Below are 19,292 nucleotides of genomic sequence, written 5' to 3'. Positions count from 1 at the left end.
AGTTTCTAGCCTTTCGCCTCCATCTTTTTCGCTAAGTTTTTAGCATCATTCTGAATAGCTTCTAAACTGTCAGATGTTGATGTCTTGGTCAAGACAGTGAAGCGATTAAACAAGACTTCAATCTCTTCCTCATAACCAGCTACCAACTCTTCATCCTTTACAGTATCCGCAAGTTTATAGAGATTCCAAAGTTCATCTTCTACTGCTTTAGCAGCTTGTGTTTTATGAAAATCAACCTCATCATCTGTACCTTTAGGTGTCGTAACCGAACCTGTATCTGTAGGATTCACATCCACATCCAAGTCCGCATCTCCATCGGTATCCACATCTGCATCCTGATCGTCATCGTCCGTATCTTCTGTAGGTTTTGCAGGGGCCGGCTCTACTCCGTGTGGTAAGTCTGCTCCACCTGTATGGCCGCTTCCGTGATCGCTATTATCTCCCCATCCATCTACTTTTGGTCGTTCTTCTGGATGCAAGAGGTAGTATTTGACGGTTGCAAACAATTGCTCAAGTGTGTAGCCTTCTGGTGCTTCGTAGAGACCTCCAGCATCAAACCATTCCATCTTAATATTGTGATAGTGGTCTGTATGCGGAATGACAAAGGTATTGCCATCTTTGATGGATACTGTCTGGTCCATGTTATAAGGTATATCCTTAACCGGTACCAATAAAGCAGGTTGTACTGCATCATAGATTTCACGCGCAGTCCGTGTATCTACAGGTTTATCTTTAGGAGTCGGATTTTTTAGCTCCTGTTCAATGGCTTTCGCTAATTTTTTGCATTCTTCAGCTATGGTAGACAATGGCTCTTTACCAGAGCGTTTTGTCACAGCAAAGAGGCGATCTTCCAAGAGAGCAATCTTGTCTTCATAACGATTGCGCACAGCTCTATTTTCAATCAAAGCAGCTTTTTCTTCCATATCTGAGATAGCTTTTTCAATATCTGCCGGTGCTACAACTACAGAGTGTTTCTTAGCTAACCATTGGGCCACTTGGTCTAACTCAGATTGTTCCAATTCATTAAATGGTATAAAATGCGTATGATTGGTATGGATAGCGGTAATACCGTCTTCATCTACCGAGTAAATAGAATCCGGGCTGAAGACGTAACCATCACTAGTTGAATATGGCTGGCCATCCAAGCCTTTCTTAACTGCTGGGAAGGTCTTGCCTTGGAAAGTCAGCATGATTTTTTTAGGCTGTGGCGTTGGGACAGGAGTCGGAGTCGGTTGCGGCGTTGGAGCGGGTTGCGGTGTCACCACTGGTTTCGGTGCTGGCACTGGTTGGGGAACTGGAGTTGATAAGCGTGCCCCAATCGGAATGATTTGTGCAATCCTTACTTCCAAATCTGACATTTTGGCATAAGGGATGACATGGAAGTGATCGCCATGTGGTACAACAACTCCATCTCTCAACCGACGTGTAATCTGAATCGGATCAAATACAAGGCCATCTTTCTCTGTATAACGCTGACTAAGTGGCAAAGCATACAATTGACGCAATAGAACTTCCCATTCAGCCATAGTACCAGCTCCTTGATTCCCAGAAGCTGGATTCACAACCGGTTGATAAGATACTGGTGAATAACCAGATGAGCCTCCTCTTCCTCCGGCTACAGAAGATGCACCACCGCCATTTCTAGCTGACCAATAGGCCTGAGCAGCAGCTAATTCATCTGGATTGAGGTCTGCCTTTGGAACATAGTGTATATGATCGCCATGAGATACGAGGTATGCATCTCCCAAGTCGTCCATGATGGAGTTAACCGTAAAGACATAGCCATCATCTGTCGTATAGGGTTTATAACGACCTGACTGCATTTGCTGATTCTTCGCATCCCCGCCCTTATGCTGATGACCATCTACTGGATGTTTGGCCTTCTGCTTCTCAATATCTCCTTTGGAACGAATGTTTTTGCGCTTGCTACCTGGCTTCAAGTAAAGATAATAGTTGCCGTCTACCTTGATAATATATCCATCTTCTACCTCGTTGATGACATCTGCTTCATTAAAAACATAGTTTGGATCTGTGATAATCAGCTCTTCACTGAGAATAGCATCGTAAGGAACTTTCCCATTAAAGAAATGATAGTGATCCCCATGCGAGGTAACATAGCCCTTATCTGTAATCTTAACAACGATTTGTTCCGCATCAATGCCTTCTTCTGCACTGATTTGGTCCGGTGTCTTTTCCTGATGTTTCGCTAATTTACTGGAATCGTCCTTGCCTGCGGCCACATATTGAATGCTCCCATCTTCAGTAGCCTTCAAGGCATTATAGTGACCTAGTTGGTAGGCAGCACCACTTAGTACCAAGGCTGCAATCGACCCGTAAATATACTGTTTTTTCATTATTCTCTCCTCACTTTTTATTTCAATTCATTGGCTAAGATGGCCAAATTTTCTTCTAATAGTTGAATATAGGATTTCTGGCTTTTGGGATCGCCCTCAAGCGGATCCAGCAATGTCAACTTGACGCCCGTTGCTTGCTTCAAGGTTTGGGCCATCTTATCAGAAACTCCTTTTTCGACGAAGATCGTCTTGACCTTGTAGTCTTTGATAAACTCTTCAATTTCCGCCAACTGTCTCGGACTTGGCTCCTCCTCAGCTACCCCCAAAACTCCCAGTTGTTGTAAGCCAAAACGCTTGGCCGTATAAGCAAAGGCTGTATGTTGGGTCACAAAAGTTTTTTGAGACGTTTGCTTAAAAATTTTCTGGTATTTATCATTTAACTCCAAGAACTCCTTCTTCAAGGCATCTGCATTTTTTTGATAATAATCCTTGTTGTCAGGATCTAGCTGTCCTAATTCTCTAGCAATAGTCTCTGCCTGATCAGCGACCAGTACTGGATCTAGCCAGCTATGGGGATCGTAGAGAGTAGCAGGATCCACTCCTGGACCAACCTCCACATCTTCCAAACCTTCCACCCGTTGCAAGTCCAAATCCTTGGCAGTTTCAATCAAGATTACATCTGACTTAGCCTCATTTGGATCAATAGCACCACCCCAAGACTCTAAAATATGGGAATGATAGAAGAAAACATCCGCATCATAGATTGCCTGAATATCTGCCACAGACGGTTCAAATCCATGAATCCCCTGCCCAGACTGGATCATCCGAATATCATTGAGGTCTCCTGACACTTCCTTGGTCAAGGCATATACCGGGTAGAAACTCGTGACAATTTTCATTCCTTTTCCTGTCTGACCAGATGAAGCTTGATTGCCACAGGCTACCAAAGATAGACTAGCTAACAAAACCAGTAGAGAAAACATCCATTTTTTCACAAAAAACCTCACCTTACTCTTTATTATAAACCGGTTAATTAACCAGTTAATTAACCGACCAACTTAAAAAGTTTATCATATTTCATTTTCCTAATCAAGATAAAAATGAAGATTGGGGTAAAATTGTGCAAAAGATAGATAAGAAAGAAAGTTTTAAATAGTCTTTACAATGCTCCTCATCTAGTATCAATCACTGATGCTCCTTGAAAAACCCCACATTCTAGTAGATCTTTTCTAAAAATCAAATTTTTCTGACAATTTAACATTTTTTGCTTTACATTTGATTTTCTTGGTGCTATAATAATCAACAGATAAATTAAATTATCAGACAATTTAATAAAAATAAAAAAGAGGTGCTCTTATGACAACAGCAAAATCTTATATCGAATCTTCATTCCAAGCTGTAAAAGCTCGTAATCCACATGAAACTGAATTTCTTCAAGCAGTTGAAGAACTCTTCAATACTTTGGAGCCAGTCTTTGAAGCTCATCCTGAGTACATCACTGAAAATATCTTGGCCCGTATCGTTGAGCCTGAGCGCGTGATTAGTTTCCGTGTTCCATGGATGGACAAAGACGGCAATGTTCAAGTCAACCGTGGCTACCGCGTCCAATTCAACTCAGCAGTTGGCCCTTACAAAGGTGGACTTCGCTTCCATCCAACTGTTAACCAATCTATCTTGAAATTCCTCGGTTTTGAGCAAATCTTCAAAAACGTCTTGACTGGCCTCCCTATCGGTGGTGGTAAAGGTGGATCCGACTTTGATCCAAAAGGCAAAACAGATGCCGAAATCATGCGTTTCTGCCAAAGCTTCATGACAGAATTACAAAAGCATATCGGACCATCATTGGACGTTCCTGCCGGTGACATCGGTGTGGGTGGACGCGAGATTGGCTACATGTATGGCCAATACAAACGCCTCCGTCAGTTTGATGCAGGTGTCCTAACTGGTAAACCAATCGGCTTTGGTGGATCACTCATCCGTCCAGAAGCAACCGGTTACGGCCTTGTTTACTTCGCAGACAACATGTTGCAAGCAAATGGTAAATCTTTCAAAGATCAAACCGTTTTGATTTCTGGTTCTGGTAATGTAGCCCAATATGCCGTGCAAAAAGCAAGTGAACTGGGTGCAAAAGTCATTTCAGTCTCTGATTCAAATGGCTATGTCATTGATGAAACGGGTATCGACTTTGACCTTTTGGTCGATGTTAAAGAAAAACGCCGTGCACGTTTGACTGAGTATGCTGCTGAAAAAGCAACTGCTACCTACTATGAAGGTTCTGTTTGGAACTACGACGGCCATGTAGATATCGCTCTTCCATGTGCGACTCAAAATGAAATCGACGGTGAAAAAGCTGCTCATCTCGTGAAAAACGGTGTTTACTGTGTCGCCGAAGGTGCCAACATGCCATCTGACCTCGCTGCTATCAACATCTACAAAGAAAATGGCGTTCTCTACGGTTTAGCAAAAGCTGCCAACGCTGGTGGTGTAGCTGTATCTGCCCTTGAAATGAGCCAAAATAGCCTTCGCCTCTCATGGACTTCTGAAGAAGTCGATGGCCGCCTCAAGGACATCATGGCCAATATCTTTGACACCGCAAAAGCAACTGCTGAAAAATACGATCTAGGTACTGACTACCTTGCAGGTGCTAATATCGCAGCCTTCGAGAAAATCGCAGATGCGATGATTGCTCAAGGTTTGGTATAATCCTTGTTATTCCTATAGAAAAGAAGAGTTGGAAATTTTTCCAGCTCTTCTTTGTTTTTATAATCGATTCTCTACTGAACTATACCAAACAAAATCATTATAGGTCAGCGCATAGCCTTCCTCTTGATCAACGGCAAATATCAAGGTTACCTCTTCTTTGCTACCAGGTTCCAACTTCTCCACTAAATTGACATCATAGGTTTTCAAATCAAGGTAGTAGTGGTTTATCCCAGCTCTATCGATCGCCGAGAAATAATACTCATCAAAATAGAAAGCTTCGTCCGATTGATTGTCTACCACTAGTTTAACCACTAGAGCTTGAGCATAAGTCTGATCAATGAGAGAAAGAGTCTTGTCCACTTTTATAGATTGAACGGTAAAATTGACTTTATTCTCTATAGGCACAACTTGACCCAATTCATATTCACTGTAACTAGACAGATCTGTTGATGAATCATATGAACCAAAATTACTGTAATCATTTCCAGCTATCTCCTCATAGGCCTGAGTTCCCATCAAAGCTATGAACAAGAACAGAGAAACAAATCCCAGAATCATTGTTAAAGCCCCTCCAACAACAGTGGTCCAAAACAAGGCTTGCTTATAAAGGGGTTTCTTGCGGTAGTATATTTGACCATCTTCGAGAATATATTCTTTTGGTAACATAGTCACTCCTTTCATTTACCAGTTACAAGTGACATAGCAGGCAAGTCAATACCGGCCTTAACCAAGGCTTCCTGGTAGAGTCCATAAAATAGGTGATAAATAGCATATTGTTGGCCATTTTCGACTGTCATTTGGATACGGTAAGAAAACTGACCCGTTGGTGCTACTTGAGCTCCTAGGACTGAACACGTTTTGATGACAGGATAGGAAGACACATGTTCTTGATTGACCGCTTCGATAATTTTGGCAACTTTTTCCAAATCCGCTTTTGGCGACAAAGGAATATCAATCCGTGCCCGCATATCACCACGAGACCTATTACTGACCACTAAAATATTGCGATTAGGAATAAAATGTAGCGTCCCGTCGGCATCTCGAACCTGAGTAGTTCGTATTCCAACACTGATGATAGTTCCTTCAATGACAATTGGTCCGTTGGTTAAACGCACCACTTCTCCCACATCAAACTGATGTTCAACTAGGATGAAGAAGCCATTGACCAAATCAGATAAAAAGCCTTGGGCCCCTAAACCAATGGCCAAACCGGTAATCCCTGCACCAGCTAACAAACTAGTGACAGGCAAACCCAAGACCGTTAAGGTCCAATAGATGAGAATGAAGTAGAAAACATAGTTGAACATATTGTCCACTAGTCGAGTGATGGTCTTCTGCCGCCCCTCATCTTGTTTTGAAAACTTCAAAGAGGGTCCTAAAATTCTCTTGATGGACGAATGAACAATTTTTTTCCCAAAATAGAAAACGATATAGAGTAAAATGAGAGATAAAATCTTATTGAAGACACTTGTTAGAATGCCTTCCAAGTCAAACTGTGCTAGGTATGTCTGTAAAAATGTCATGCTATTTCCTTTCGCATCCCTATTATACCAAATTTTATACATCTATCTGCTGTAATACTCTTTGAAAATCAAAATTTGATTTTGTTAGAACTCCTTGCCTACCACAAGCTATGCCTGCTTTGCCTTGTCTCATCGATTTTGATTTTCTTTGAGCATAACACTTTCCTTCTCATCTCAAAAAGCCTGAAAAATATTCCAGGCAAGATTTCTTCTATATTTTATAGTCAATGCAGGTGATTGAGTGTTTCGTTTTCCAAAAGTGTCAAAAATCCGCCGTAACCTGCCGCCTCCATCTCCTCACGCGCGATAAAGCGCAGAGCTGCCGAGTTAATACAGTAACGCAAGCCACCCTGGTCACGCGGTCCATCATCAAAAACATGGCCCAAATGAGCTTGACCAGCTCGACTTTTAACCTCAATACGCTGCATCCCATGAGATACATCCTCCACATAGAGCGCTACTTCTTTCGAAATAGGTCTTGTAAAGGACGGCCATCCACAGCCCGAATCAAACTTATCTGTGGAAAGAAAGAGTGGTTCGCCAGTTGTAATATTGACATAAATACCTGCCTCATTACTCTTCCAAAAGGCATTTTTAAAAGGAGCTTCCGTAGCTGCTTCTTGTGTTACTGCGTATTGTTCCAATGTTAAAGAGCCTCTCAATTCTTCATCTGATGGTTTGTGGTAATGTTCCACATCAATAACAGGAATCTGGGACTGGCTGACATCAATATGACAATAGCCATTTGGATTTTTCTTGAGGTAATCTTGATGGTAGTCCTCCGCATCAATAAAATGCATCAACTTCTCCACTTCCACAGCTAGTGGACCACGACCATACTGAGCCTCTTGTTCAGCCATGACCTCATTGATAGCTGATAGATCTACTTCATCTGTATAGTAGATACCAGTCCGATACTGGCGACCCCTGTCTGGCCCCTGCTGGTTGACAGAAAACGGATCAATCACTCGGAAATAATAGAGCAAAATCTCCCGTAAACCAACTTTATCAGACTCATACTGGACATAGACCGTTTCGGCATGGTCTGTTTGTTTGAGCAACTGATAGTTGGTTGTCTCCACCTGACCATTGGCATAACCAACCTTGGTAACTAGTACACCCTCGATTTGGGAAAAGTATTCCTCCAAGCCCCAAAAACAACCACCTGCCAAATAAATTTCTTTCACTGCCATAAGATTTCCTTCCATTTGCAAAAAAACTCGGAACAAGTCCGAGTTTGCCTTAATTGAGTTCAGCCAAGATGGCTAATATCTGTGCTTTGGAATGAACACCAGCCACCTGTTTGACAAGCTCTCCATCTTTTTTAAACATGAGCGTTGGAATAGACATAATCCCAAATTGACGAGCTGTTTCTGGATTTTCATCCACATCCATCTTGAAGATACGCAAATCATCTTCGTCTACCTCTGCTGCCAATTGCTCCAAGATAGGGGCCTGCATGCGGCATGGTCCACACCAAGTCGCCCAAAAATCAATGAGCACGACACCTTCTTTTGTTTCTTCTAGAACGTTTGCATCTCTTATTGCTTGTACCATATCAATTCTCCATTTCTTCTATTTGTACTGCTATTTTACACCAAAAAATAGGATTTTCCAAAAATTTGCTACGCTTTTAAATAGACGCTTTCTCAACCACATGATACAATAAAACGAAACATTAAAAGGAGTCAACCATGAAAAGAATTTATGATTTCACTATTCAAGCGCAGGATGGTAGCCCAGTCTCTCTTCAAGATTATGCTGGTAAGGTCTTACTGGTTGTCAACACCGCTACCGGATGCGGCTTAACACCCCAATACAAAGCCTTGCAGGAACTCTATGATCGCTACAAGGAGCAAGGTTTTGAGGTTTTAGATCTACCTTGTAACCAGTTTCTCGGTCAAGCACCTGGTACAGCTGATGAAATCAATGACTTCTGCAGTCTCAATTACCAAACTACTTTCTCTCGCTTTGCCAAAATCAAGGTCAATGGCAAGGAAGCTGACCCTCTCTATACTTGGCTCAAGACTGAAAAATCTGGTCCTTTGGGAAAAGCTATTGAATGGAATTTTGTTAAGTTTTTGATTGACAGAGAGGGCCGTGTGGTAGAGCGCTTTTCAGCCAAATCAGATCCAAAAAGTTTTGAGAAGCAAATCCAAGATTGTCTAAGAAAATAAAGGAAATACTATGTTTGATTTTAAAGGTTTATTTCTCTTCCTGATCCAGCAACAACTTCTCTTCTACGTCATTATTTGGATTCTATTTAAAGATGTCAAATACAAGAAAATAGCCATGATTTTGGGCTTGATTGCCTATGAAACCATACGTTATCTGTTGATGTCGGGTGTCGTTATTCCTTATATAGATTAATACTCTTTGAAAATGAAAATTAGATTTTGTTAAAGTTCCTTGCCTACCACTAGGTATGTCTGCGACACTTTGCCTCATCTATTTTTGATTTTCTTTGAGGATAAAAATAGATTCATTCTAGGGACACTAAGTTTATTCCTTACTTACTAAAAAACTCTTGAGAAGTAATGAAACTATTCTCAAGAGTTTTTAATTTTTCAACAGAGAATATTCAGAAAGATTTTTGCATCATTACTCTTTTTAATAACTAAACCTATTTCAATGTCACAATGGTACAGCCAGAACCTCCTGCATTCTGCGGGGCATAGCCAAATTCTTTGACATTGCGGTTGCTACGGAGGTACTTAGTAACGGCTTCGCGGATAACGCCGGTCCCGATCCCGTGGACAATGTCAACCTGGGCCATATTATTGAGGAGAGCCTGGTCGATAAATTCATCCAGCTCCTGCATGGCTTCTTCGTAGCGTTTCCCACGAAGGTCCAAGCGGGCTTTTGGTCCCTTGACATTGGCTCGTTTCACGGTATGAATTTGTTTTTTCTGGGGCTGACCTTCTTTTTCAGCCTTAACCAGGCCAAATTCGTCTCGCTTGAGGGTCATCTTGATGAGACCAACTTGAGCTTCCCAACGGCCATCCTTGAGCTGATTGGTTAAGATTCCCCGTTGCCCATAGGCAGTGACTAGAATCTCTTCCCCTACCTTGGCGGCTCGCTCTGCCTTAGCTTTTTTCAAAACCTTGTTCTTGGACAAATCAACCAGATCCGGTGCCAGTTTTTTCAGCTGGCTCTTAGCTTCGATTATCTGATGGGGCTTGAGAGTGGCCTGATCGTGGAGGTTTTTCAGAATGTCCTCGCTTTCAGCCATGGCCATATCAACAATTTCCTGAGCTTCCAAACGAGCCTTATTGAGTTCATTCTCCCGCTCTCTAGTCAACTCATCAAAGAGCTTACGGAGAGCGCGATTCATCTTGAGATTTTCTTGCTCCACATCACGGATATGGTCCAGGCGTTTACGGCTTTCCAAGGTTTGCTTTTCCAAACGCTCAATCACTCGATTGACATCACTATCCGAATCGGTCCATTCCTGAGCTGCCTTGATAACCACATCAGCCAAACCAAGACGACGGGCGATTTCAAAAGCGTTGGAACGACCTGGTACTCCCTGCATAAAGCGATAGGTCGGACGTAAACTATCCGTGTCAAACTCCATGCTGGCATTTTCCACATGCGGCGTCTCAATGCCGTAGGCCTTGAGCTCTGGATAGTGGGTGGTAGCCATGGTTTTGATGCCACGTAGTCTCAAATCATCTAAGATAGCCATGGCTAAAGAAGCCCCTTCTTGCGGATCCGTCCCCGCCCCCAACTCATCAAAGAGGACCAAAGTTTCCTCATCCGCTTGCCTCATAATGTCCACGATATGGGTCATGTGACTAGAGAAGGTGGATAGGCTCTGCTCGATGGATTGTTCATCCCCAATATCGGCAAAGATTTCTTTGAAAACAGCCACGCGACTGCCTTTATCAGCAAGGATAGGAAGGCCCGACTGGGCCATAAGATGCGTCAATCCTAAAGTTTTGAGCAAGATAGTCTTACCACCCGTATTGGGTCCAGTCATGACAATGGTTGTCAAATCGCTACCGAAGGTCAAATCATTGGCGACAGGTTTTGTCAATAGGGGATGACGGACATTGAGAAGGGCGATATCTTGCTGGTCAGATAGAGTGGGTACCACGGCCTCGTAATCTCTAGCAAAGAGATGTTTGGCCCGAACCAGATCCAAGTGACCGATAACCCAAGCATTGTTACGGATAATCGCCGTGTGTGGATGTAAAAGACTGGATATTTCTCGTAAGATACGGGCTATTTCGTGCCGTTCCTCTGCCCTCAAATGACTGATCTCCTCATTGAGAGCAACAACTGCGCGGGGCTCAATGTAAACGGTCGATCCCGATGCAGAAATATCATGAACAACCCCCGAAATCCGGTTGCGGAAGGTGTTTTTAACGGGTAAAACATTGCGTCCATTTCGACTCGCTAAAATCGAATCCGACAGCATATCTGCCTTAGCCTTGAGCAGATCCTGCATGACCTGACGCACCTGAACTTCCGCCTCCTGAATCTTCCGACGGATTTTCAATAAAGCTTCGCTGGCAAAGTCCTCCAGAAAACCACCCTCATTGACAGCCATGAGAGTTCCTTGCAAACTAGGAAAGGTCTCTATTTTTTCAAAGAGTTTATCCAATTGCCGTAAGGAAACATTTTCCAAGTTGGCATAAAAGTCGGCTAGTTCTTTAGAGATGGTCAAGATCCGTTTGACCGCTAAGAGTTCTAAAATATTGAGATCAGCTTCTAACTCCAAGCGGCGCATGGCTGGCCCGATTTCTTGCGTGGTAGCTAAAGTAAAATGAGGGTAATGGACAAAAAGGTCAGCCATATCCCTACTTTCATCAAAAGCTTGTTGGATGCGGTCAATGTCTACCATCGGACTCAACTGCCGCACTTCTTCTAATCCCTGCTCGGTTAGAAGCAGATTTTCTAGGAGTTTTTTGACCTTGTCAAACTCCAAAATTTCTAAAATTTTATGATTCATTTTTCCTACTTACAAAAAGAGTAAGGCCACAGCCTTACCCGATAATATTGTTAATCCAGAGCTGACGGAGCCAACCACTGGTAAGGGGAGTGTGTTTAATAATAGTATCTGCCAGCCAATTAGTGTGTAAGATATTCTGAACATCTCCCACAGGAATAGTCGCCAGGATGGTTAGAGCAATCTGCAAGGATACCAAGGTCACTAGGACTGAGAGACCACCACTGATCAGATTCATCATAGTTGTATCTGGACTGATGTAACGGATCAAATGCATGAAGATTCCCAGCACACGCATCACAATATAGACCAGCATATAAATGGCTAAAAAGGCCAAACCTGCATAGAAAACTTTATCCAAATCAAAGAGATATTGGCTATCAAAGTAAAAAGTACTAGCACCTTCGTGGGCATTAGCAAAGGGAACCCACAGATAGAAGATAGAAGCTAACTTCTTGTAGTTACCTGCTGCGATAAACAAAGAAAGAAGGCAGGCGAAAGAATAGAAAAGTTGTAGAACTAAGCCACGGCTATAGCCGATATAAAAGCTCCAGGCCAAAATCAATAAAATAACAAATGAAATCATAGCTTATACTCAAGCTCGTCTAAATCAAGTAGGGTTACATTCTTTTTCAAGACCATTTCTTTCACATTAGCCAATTCTGCTTCCACTTTGGCATGGTCCACTTCCCGCAACAATTGAACCGAGAGGGCGTTAATGGCTAGAAGCAAGGCCTTTGTTTCAGCATCGGCATTTGGCAATTTTTCCTCAAGAGCCTGGTACTTTTCTTGCACCAGTCGCTCGATTTCCTCCATAAAAAGGTTGTCATGTTCTGTCGTAACGGTTAATTGTTTTTTTCCAAATGTAAATTTGTATCGGTTTAAATTCGTCATAAAAATACCTCGAAATCTATTATACCGTAAAAGCCGCTTTTTGACTAATCGAAAATGCCTTAAAGCGAGTGTTTACGGCGGGCAAAGTCCACAAATTGAAATTTATCAATCTTATGTCGACTTTCTGTATACTGAAACTGCCTGGTATCCCCAAGGTAAACTCTAGAACGAATGAGCACCAGATATTCATCAGTATTATCCATAAGCAGGCGCTCCCTCTCGGTCGAAGCTTGGATGGTAATCTCTTTCTGAGCATAGGAAATGTCTAAACCTAGGTCATTTTCTAAATAAGCATAAATTGAGTTTTCCGCAATCTCTTTGGTTACCTCGGGAACACAATCTCTGGATAAATAATCCAAATCCAATACCGAAACAAAGCCATCGATTGTTCGAGTTCGCAAGACCTTCCACACTTGATGTCCTTGTGCAAAGCCTGTCCGCAAAGCTTCTTTCTCATCTATGGTATCTAAATCTAGACTAATAACCTGAGTCACACTATCTAAGTGCAAACTTTCTACTAACTCCTTATAAGATGTTAATCCCGAAACTGGAAAATTGAGCAATTCTTGCTTGAGAACTTGTGAACCACGACCCTGTACCTTTTGAATCAACCCTTTCTCCGTCAAGAGTCTAAGAGCCTTACGAACCGTATCTCGACTGACACTATAAAGTTTTTGTAAGTCCTGTTCCGTTGGCAAAAGGCTACCTGGTTGATAAGTGGTATTAATGATTTTTTCTTGTAAATCATTGAAAATTTCTTGATATTTTTTCATAATTTCTTTCATTGTTCTGCTTTTTTACATACATGTTTCTACCTATTATATCAGAAAAAAAATTTTCGCATGTTGTCAAGTCAAGTGCAACAAGTTGATTGATAACTAGAGATCCAGAGGTTAAGCTATTTGGGCTATCCCAAATAGGAATTTTGAAGATTGGTATTGAAGAAGTCGTCTCGGGCGCTCAATGATCGCATGTTGTCAAGTCAAGTGCAACAAGTTGATTGATAACTAGAGATCCAGAGGTTAAGCTATTTGGGCTATCCCAAATAGGAATTTTGAAGATTGGTATTGAAGAAGTCGTCTCGGGCGCTCATTGATGGCTGTGATATAGTTGTCAAGTTCTTCAGAGGTTAGTGAATTAAAAGAGTTTCCTTTAGGGATATATTCTCTGAGGAGACCATTGAAGTTCTCATTTGTACCTCTCTCATGTGAAGAATATGGATGTGCAAAGTAAACATCAACAGCTTCCAAGTCTGAGAGTAAACTAAATTCAGAACCATTATCAGCTGTAATGGATGCAATAGGATACTGACTTGTAAGTTGTTTGACAGCACAATTAATGGTATGGGACTGTTTGTCTTCTAGCTTAACTCCTAGTGCATAGCGTGTCTGGCGCTCTACCAAAGTCAAAACAACAGCTTCACCTTTGGTTTTCTTTCCAAGAACCAAGTCAATCTCCCAATGACCAAATTCAGAACGGTCATTGATACACTCAGGACGTTCTTCGATAGACTGACCTAAAGTTTTCTTATTCGTCTTAATGACTGGCTTAGAACGTTTCCTGATACTGACCATCTTAGGTAAATCGATTGGTTTTATAACTAACAGCCCCTCTTTGATATAGCGATAAATGGTTTTGGTAGAGGGAACAACCTCCTCAGGATGATTTGCTTTATAAGTCTGAACGAAACTATCTACGCTATGAAGACGAATTTTAGCTTTCAAGGCATATCCTAATTGCTCAATGAATTTAGCGGAGCAGTCATTCAACTTGAGATAAGAGCACTTTTGACGATTGGATTCATAGACACGCTGTCCGCTATCAGCGAAATAGGCACTGAAATAGGTACGTTTCCCATTCTTATCCTGTACCTGATCCACCGAACCACGTTTGATTTCTCGACTGATTGTCGACCGGTGACGACCTAGAAGACGAGCGATTTCAGCCGGTTTCTTTCCCATTTTAAGATAAGCAGCCATTTCGCCACGTTCCGAGGCTGAGAGATGAGAATAGGTTGATTTTTTGGTAGAATGAGTGTTGGACATGTTCATCTGCTTTCTATACTGAGTTGGGGAATTCTAGTATATCAGACGAACATGTCTTTTTTGTTGCACTTCATTTGTACCTCTCTCATGTGAAGAATATGGATGTGCAAAGTAAACATCAACAGCTTCCAAGTCTGAGAGTAAACTAAATTCAGAACCATTATCAGCTGTAATGGATGCAATAGGATACTGACTTGTAAGTTGTTTGACAGCACAATTAATGGTATGGGACTGTTTGTCTTCTAGCTTAACTCCTAGTGCATAGCGTGTCTGGCGCTCTACCAAAGTCAAAACAACAGCTTCACCTTTGGTTTTCTTTCCAAGAACCAAGTCAATCTCCCAATGACCAAATTCAGAACGGTCATTGATACACTCAGGACGTTCTTCGATAGACTGACCTAAAGTTTTCTTATTCGTCTTAATGACTGGCTTAGAACGTTTCCTGATACTGACCATCTTAGGTAAATCGATTGGTTTTATAACTAACAGCCCCTCTTTGATATAGCGATAAATGGTTTTGGTAGAGGGAACAACCTCCTCAGGATGATTTGCTTTATAAGTCTGAACGAAACTATCTACGCTATGAAGACGAATTTTAGCTTTCAAGGCATATCCTAATTGCTCAATGAATTTAGCGGAGCAGTCATTCAACTTGAGATAAGAGCACTTTTGACGATTGGATTCATAGACACGCTGTCCGCTATCAGCGAAATAGGCACTGAAATAGGTACGTTTCCCATTCTTATCCTGTACCTGATCCACCGAACCACGTTTGATTTCTCGACTGATTGTCGACCGGTGACGACCTAGAAGACGAGCGATTTCAGCCGGTTTCTTTCCCATTTTAAGATAAGCAGCCATTTCGCCACGTTCCGAGGCTGAGAGATGAGAATAGGTTGATTTTTTGGTAGAATGAGTGTTGGACATGTTCATCTGCTTTCTATACTGAGTTGGGGAATTCTAGTATATCAGACGAACATGTCTTTTTTGTTGCACTTCATTTTACAACGCGGGGAAAAAAAATTTTTTGAAAAAAAGCTTGCAATCGAACTAGAAATCGGTTACAATAACTCTGTAATGATTTGTACGTACAAATCAAATTCTATTACAACCATAAAAGGAGAAATTATGGGAAAATTTGAAAGCGATGCCAAAACCCTACTTCAAGCGGTCGGTGGCAAGGATAATGTGGCTGCAGTATCCCACTGTGCAACACGTATGCGCTTTGTCCTCAACGACGACTCAAAAGCCGACATTAAGGCGATTGAAAACCTCTCAGCAGTAAAAGGCACCTTTACAAACGCTGGTCAGTTCCAGGTTATCATTGGTAACGATGTACCAATCTTTTACAACGACTTCTCTGCCGTTTCTGGTATCGAAGGCGTTTCAAAAGAGGCTGCAAAATCAGCTGCTAAGAAAAACCTCAACCCAGTCCAACGCGTCTTGACCATGTTGGCTGAAATCTTCACCCCTATCATTCCAGCTATCATTGTTGGTGGTTTGATTCTCGGTTTCCGTAATGTTTTGGAATCTGTCGGTATGGAATGGTTGGGACAACAAGTTGCTGACGGCGCAAAAGTTTTTGACGCTGATGGCAATCCTGTATGGAACACTATCACTATGGTTTCCCCATTCTGGAGCGGCGTCAACCATTTCTTGTGGCTTCCAGGTGAAGCGATTTTCCACTTCTTACCAGTTGGTATCACTTGGTCTGTAACCCGTAAGATGGGTACAACTCAAATCTTAGGTATCATTTTGGGTATTTGTTTGGTATCTCCACAACTTCTTAATGCCTATGCCGTAGCTGGTACTCCTGCAAAAGAAATTGCAGAAAACTGGGTATGGAACTTCGGTTCTTTCACTGTAAACCGTATCGGTTACCAAGCTCAGGTTATTCCAGCGCTCTTGGCTGGTCTGGCATTGGCTAACCTTGAAATCTTCTGGCGCAAACGCATCCCAGAAGTCGTATCAATGATTTTCGTACCGTTCTTGTCTCTTCTTCCAGCTCTTATCTTGGCGCATACAGTGCTTGGACCATTCGGTTGGTGGCTAGGTCAAGGCTTATCAACCGTCGTATTGGCTGGTTTGACAGGACCATTCAAGTGGCTCTTCGGTGCTATCTTCGGTTCCCTCTATGCTCCACTTGTTATCACTGGTCTTCACCACATGACCAACGCTATTGATACCCAATTGATTGCAGATGCAGGCGGAACTGGTCTCTGGCCAATGATTGCCCTTTCTAATATCGCTCAAGGATCTGCCGTATTGGCATACTACTTCATGAACCGCCATAGCGAAAAAGAAGCTCAAATTTCCCTTCCAGCTGCCATTTCGGCTTACTTGGGTGTTACAGAGCCCGCCCTCTTTGGTGTCAACGTTAAATACATCTATCCATTCGTTGCTGCTTTGATTGGTTCCGGTATTGCCGGTCTTCTCTCAACAAGTCTCAACATCACAGCTAATGCCATCGGTGTTGGTGGACTTCCAGGAATCTTGGCGATCAAAGCAAACTCATGGGGAGCTTTCCTTTTGGCAATGCTTGTTGCCATTGTGGTACCTTTCATTCTAACTTTCTTCTTCCGTAAGGCAGGTATCTTGACAAAAGCAGAGGATGCAGCTAAAGCTGACTTTGTTGAAGCTCCAGTAGCAGCCCTTACTCCAGCTACAGAAGAACATGCTTCTGCTAGCTCATTGCCAATCCTTAGCCCACTGACAGGTGAAGCAAAAGAATTGAGCACAGCCAATGACCCAGTCTTTGCACAAGGTCTGATGGGGCAAGGTGTCCTCATCCAACCTACTGAAGGTAAATTGCTGGCTCCAGTAGATGGAACTATCTCTGTTCTCTTCCCAACCAAGCACGCAGTTGGCATGGTATCAACGGATGGTGTCGAACTTCTTATGCACATTGGTATGGATACCGTGAACTTGGAAGGACAAGGCTTTACAGCTCATGTTGTTCAAGGTGATACAGTGAAAGCTGGCGATCTCTTGATTACTTTCGATATGGAAGCTATCAAAGCAGCTGGTTACTTAACAGAAACACCTGTTATTGTTACCAACCAAGATACCTTTGCTCCAGCTGATCTTCTTGCATTGCCAAGTAATGTAATAGCTGGTCAAGCATTGATGAAGGCTCTTAAAAAATAAAGGTCTTTGAAATCCAAAACAAGCCCAGTTGCGAGAAGACTGGGTTTGTTGGTGTTTTAAATGACTGATCAATCTATTTTATAAAATAAAGGAGAAAGAATGACATTTGACAAAAAACAGGTTGTCTATCAAATTTATCCAAAATCATATAAAGATACGACCGGAAATGGTGTTGGGGACCTGCGTGGTATTATTGAAAAGTTACCCTATTTGCAGGAACTAGGTGTCGATGTCATCTGGCTCAATCCCTTTTATCCAAGTCCCCAGCGTGACAATGGATATGATGTATCGGATTACACAGCGGTCAATCCACTCTTTGGGACCATGGATGATTTTGAAGAATTGGCTCAGACCGCTAAAAAACATGGTATCGAGCTCATGCTAGACATGGTCCTCAACCACTGCTCGACAGAACATGAATGGTTCCAGAAAGCTTTGGCTGGCGATCAATATTACCAAGATTTCTTTATCTTGCGCGATCACCCGACTGACTGGGTTTCGAAGTTTGGAGGCAATGCTTGGGCTCCTTTTGGGGATACTGGTAAATATTACCTTCACCTCTTTGATGTCACACAGGCCGACCTCAACTGGCGCAACCCGCATGTCCGCGAAGAGATGTTTAAAGTAGTTAATTTCTGGCGTAAAAAGGGTGTTAAGGGCTTCCGTTTTGATGTCATCAATTTGATTGGTAAGGATGAAGTTCTCAAGAATAATCCTAATTTTGACGGTAAGCCAGAATATACTGACCGTCCGATCAACCATGACTATCTTAAAATGCTCAATCAAGCCTCCTTTGGTCAAGATCAGGGTGGCATGACAGTTGGTGAAATGAGCTTCACAGACATTGAAAACTGTGTTCAGTACAGCAACCCCAACAACAAGGAGTTAGACATGGTCTTTAACTTCCACCACCTGAAGGTAGACTATGAAAATGGGCAAAAGTGGACACTCAAGACCTTTGATTTCGAGGAATTGAAAACTCTCTTCCACACTTGGGGAGAAGGCATGAGTGCTGGAGACGGCTGGTCAGCTCTTTTCTACAACAACCATGACCAACCACGCGCCCTCAACCGCTTTGTCGATGTAAAGAACTTCCGTACGGAAGGAGCGACTATGTTGGCTGCTTCTATCCACTTGTCACGTGGAACTCCTTATATCTACATGGGGGAAGAAATCGGAATGATTGACCCAGACTACGATAGCATGGCAGACTATGTGGATGTCGAGTCCCTCAACGCTTATCAAGAACTCTTAGCAGCTGGTAAATCAGAGAATGAGACCTTTGCTATCATCCAAGCCAAGTCCCGCGATAATTCCCGTACTCCCATGCAGTGGGATGCGAGTCCAAATGCTGGATTCTCAACAGGAACCCCATGGCTCAAAGCTGGTCGCTCCTATCCAGAGATCAACGTCGAGAACGAAAAATCAGGCCAGATTTTTACCTTCTATCAGACATTAATCAAGCTTCGTAAGGAAATGCCACTTATTTCTGAGGGGGTTTACAAGGCTGCTTATCAAGATAGCAAAAAAATCTATGCCTTTGAGCGCCAACTAGATGGACAAAAACTCTTAGTCCTCAACAACTTCTTCCCAGAAAATGTGACGATTCAGCTTCCAGCTGATTACCAGACAGGTAAGGTTCTTCTCAGTAATTACGACAATGTCGAGCTGACTGAAAATCTAGTTTTACAACCTTATCAAAGCTTAGCGATTCACTTAGATTAAAGATAAG

The 19,292-nt window shown here is 42.4% G+C and carries 16 protein-coding genes and 1 pseudogene; 5 read left to right on the top strand and 12 right to left on the bottom strand.

What is annotated here, in order from left to right; translation table 11 throughout:
- Nucleotides 1-5 precede the first annotated feature (5 nt).
- Both BN1356_RS12955 and BN1356_RS02375 read right to left on the bottom strand, forming a co-directional pair.
- Nucleotides 6-2,354 carry a pneumococcal-type histidine triad protein gene (locus BN1356_RS12955; protein WP_093649824.1) on the bottom strand — a complete coding sequence of 783 codons (2,349 nt, stop codon included), beginning with the start codon at nt 2,352-2,354 and terminating at the stop codon, nt 6-8.
- Between the two features lie 17 nt (nt 2,355-2,371).
- Entirely contained in the window at nt 2,372-3,277 is a 906-nt protein-coding gene (locus tag BN1356_RS02375; protein WP_093649823.1) for a metal ABC transporter solute-binding protein, Zn/Mn family, read from the bottom strand.
- A gap of 373 nt (nt 3,278-3,650) precedes the next feature.
- On the opposite strand from BN1356_RS02375, the gene gdhA reads away from it, so the two are divergent.
- On the top strand, nt 3,651-4,997 hold the full coding sequence (gene gdhA / locus BN1356_RS02370) for an NADP-specific glutamate dehydrogenase (protein WP_093649822.1): 1,347 nt from the start codon (nt 3,651-3,653) through the stop codon (nt 4,995-4,997).
- 57 nt (nt 4,998-5,054) lie between these two features.
- Here the strand turns inward: gdhA and BN1356_RS02365 are convergent, their stop codons facing one another.
- From BN1356_RS02365 to trxA, 4 genes are all read right to left on the bottom strand, one after another.
- Complete coding sequence (locus tag BN1356_RS02365) at nt 5,055-5,663, bottom strand: DUF4352 domain-containing protein (protein WP_176694200.1); 609 nt, start codon at nt 5,661-5,663, stop codon at nt 5,055-5,057.
- 11 nt (nt 5,664-5,674) lie between these two features.
- A complete protein-coding gene (locus BN1356_RS02360; RefSeq protein ID WP_093649820.1) occupies nt 5,675-6,520 on the bottom strand; it encodes a mechanosensitive ion channel family protein in 846 nt (281 codons plus the stop codon).
- A 224-nt stretch (nt 6,521-6,744) separates the two neighbouring features.
- Nucleotides 6,745-7,707, bottom strand: coding sequence for a peptide-methionine (R)-S-oxide reductase MsrB (gene msrB / locus BN1356_RS02355; protein ID WP_093650042.1), 963 nt, complete (start codon nt 7,705-7,707; stop codon nt 6,745-6,747).
- Nucleotides 7,708-7,762: 55 nt separating this feature from the next.
- Complete coding sequence (trxA, locus tag BN1356_RS02350) at nt 7,763-8,077, bottom strand: thioredoxin (protein WP_093649819.1); 315 nt, start codon at nt 8,075-8,077, stop codon at nt 7,763-7,765.
- 137 nt (nt 8,078-8,214) lie between these two features.
- On the opposite strand from trxA, the gene BN1356_RS02345 reads away from it, so the two are divergent.
- Together BN1356_RS02345 and BN1356_RS02340 are read left to right on the top strand one after the other, a co-directional pair.
- Complete coding sequence (locus BN1356_RS02345; protein ID WP_093649818.1) at nt 8,215-8,697, top strand: glutathione peroxidase; 483 nt, start codon at nt 8,215-8,217, stop codon at nt 8,695-8,697.
- Between the two features lie 10 nt (nt 8,698-8,707).
- Nucleotides 8,708-8,890, top strand: a complete 183-nt coding sequence (locus BN1356_RS02340) for a hypothetical protein (protein WP_093649817.1) — start codon at nt 8,708-8,710, stop codon at nt 8,888-8,890.
- Nucleotides 8,891-9,143: 253 nt separating this feature from the next.
- On the opposite strand, the gene BN1356_RS02335 is transcribed toward BN1356_RS02340, so the two are convergent.
- The 6 genes and pseudogenes from BN1356_RS02335 to BN1356_RS02305 form a co-directional block, all read right to left on the bottom strand.
- Nucleotides 9,144-11,477 (bottom strand): endonuclease MutS2, encoded by a 2,334-nt coding sequence (locus tag BN1356_RS02335; RefSeq protein ID WP_093649816.1) that lies wholly within the window; start codon nt 11,475-11,477, stop codon nt 9,144-9,146.
- Between the two features lie 34 nt (nt 11,478-11,511).
- Nucleotides 11,512-12,060 carry a CvpA family protein gene (locus BN1356_RS02330; RefSeq protein WP_093649815.1) on the bottom strand — a complete coding sequence of 183 codons (549 nt, stop codon included), beginning with the start codon at nt 12,058-12,060 and terminating at the stop codon, nt 11,512-11,514.
- Nucleotides 12,057-12,368 carry a hypothetical protein gene (locus tag BN1356_RS02325; protein WP_093649814.1) on the bottom strand — a complete coding sequence of 104 codons (312 nt, stop codon included), beginning with the start codon at nt 12,366-12,368 and terminating at the stop codon, nt 12,057-12,059. Before BN1356_RS02325 ends, BN1356_RS02330 begins: the two co-directional genes overlap by 4 nt.
- A 59-nt stretch (nt 12,369-12,427) precedes the next feature.
- Nucleotides 12,428-13,141: a trehalose operon repressor gene (gene treR, locus BN1356_RS02320; protein WP_093650041.1), complete on the bottom strand. Its 714-nt coding sequence runs from the start codon at nt 13,139-13,141 to the stop codon at nt 12,428-12,430.
- A gap of 249 nt (nt 13,142-13,390) precedes the next feature.
- Complete coding sequence (locus BN1356_RS02310; RefSeq protein WP_141651815.1) at nt 13,391-14,413, bottom strand: IS30 family transposase; 1,023 nt, start codon at nt 14,411-14,413, stop codon at nt 13,391-13,393.
- Between the two features lie 69 nt (nt 14,414-14,482).
- A pseudogene (locus tag BN1356_RS02305) lies at nt 14,483-15,340 on the bottom strand (IS30 family transposase); the annotation flags it as partial.
- 201 nt (nt 15,341-15,541) lie between these two features.
- On the opposite strand from BN1356_RS02305, the gene treP reads away from it, so the two are divergent.
- Both treP and treC read left to right on the top strand, forming a co-directional pair.
- Complete coding sequence (gene treP / locus BN1356_RS02300; RefSeq protein WP_093649811.1) at nt 15,542-17,560, top strand: PTS system trehalose-specific EIIBC component; 2,019 nt, start codon at nt 15,542-15,544, stop codon at nt 17,558-17,560.
- A gap of 99 nt (nt 17,561-17,659) precedes the next feature.
- The gene (gene treC, locus BN1356_RS02295; RefSeq protein WP_093649810.1) at nt 17,660-19,285 is read left to right on the top strand and encodes an alpha,alpha-phosphotrehalase; all 1,626 of its coding nucleotides are present in this window, start codon (nt 17,660-17,662) and stop codon (nt 19,283-19,285) included.
- Nucleotides 19,286-19,292: the final 7 nt, after the last annotated feature.

Origin of the sequence: Streptococcus varani, assembly GCF_001375655.1 — a bacterium.
Taxonomy (GTDB): domain Bacteria; phylum Bacillota; class Bacilli; order Lactobacillales; family Streptococcaceae; genus Streptococcus; species Streptococcus varani.
The sequence above is the reverse complement of the archived record's forward strand: the minus strand, read 5'-3'. Positions and strand labels throughout refer to the sequence as shown.

Bases quoted from the DNA above. Each gene is read 5' to 3' on its own strand.
- treC (WP_093649810.1), top strand. From the start codon at position 17,660: ATGACATTTGACAAAAAACAGGTTGTCTATCAAATTTATCCAAAATCA.
- BN1356_RS02360 (WP_093649820.1), bottom strand. From the start codon at position 6,520: ATGACATTTTTACAGACATACCTAGCACAGTTTGACTTGGAAGGCATT.
- BN1356_RS02375 (WP_093649823.1), bottom strand. From the start codon at position 3,277: ATGTTTTCTCTACTGGTTTTGTTAGCTAGTCTATCTTTGGTAGCCTGT.
- BN1356_RS02335 (WP_093649816.1), bottom strand. From the start codon at position 11,477: ATGAATCATAAAATTTTAGAAATTTTGGAGTTTGACAAGGTCAAAAAA.
- BN1356_RS02330 (WP_093649815.1), bottom strand. From the start codon at position 12,060: ATGATTTCATTTGTTATTTTATTGATTTTGGCCTGGAGCTTTTATATC.
- BN1356_RS02340 (WP_093649817.1), top strand. From the start codon at position 8,708: ATGTTTGATTTTAAAGGTTTATTTCTCTTCCTGATCCAGCAACAACTT.
- trxA (WP_093649819.1), bottom strand. From the start codon at position 8,077: ATGGTACAAGCAATAAGAGATGCAAACGTTCTAGAAGAAACAAAAGAA.
- treP (WP_093649811.1), top strand. From the start codon at position 15,542: ATGGGAAAATTTGAAAGCGATGCCAAAACCCTACTTCAAGCGGTCGGT.
- treR (WP_093650041.1), bottom strand. From the start codon at position 13,141: ATGAAAAAATATCAAGAAATTTTCAATGATTTACAAGAAAAAATCATT.
- gdhA (WP_093649822.1), top strand. From the start codon at position 3,651: ATGACAACAGCAAAATCTTATATCGAATCTTCATTCCAAGCTGTAAAA.
- BN1356_RS02310 (WP_141651815.1), bottom strand. From the start codon at position 14,413: ATGTCCAACACTCATTCTACCAAAAAATCAACCTATTCTCATCTCTCA.
- BN1356_RS02345 (WP_093649818.1), top strand. From the start codon at position 8,215: ATGAAAAGAATTTATGATTTCACTATTCAAGCGCAGGATGGTAGCCCA.
- BN1356_RS02325 (WP_093649814.1), bottom strand. From the start codon at position 12,368: ATGACGAATTTAAACCGATACAAATTTACATTTGGAAAAAAACAATTA.
- BN1356_RS02365 (WP_176694200.1), bottom strand. From the start codon at position 5,663: ATGTTACCAAAAGAATATATTCTCGAAGATGGTCAAATATACTACCGC.
- BN1356_RS12955 (WP_093649824.1), bottom strand. From the start codon at position 2,354: ATGAAAAAACAGTATATTTACGGGTCGATTGCAGCCTTGGTACTAAGT.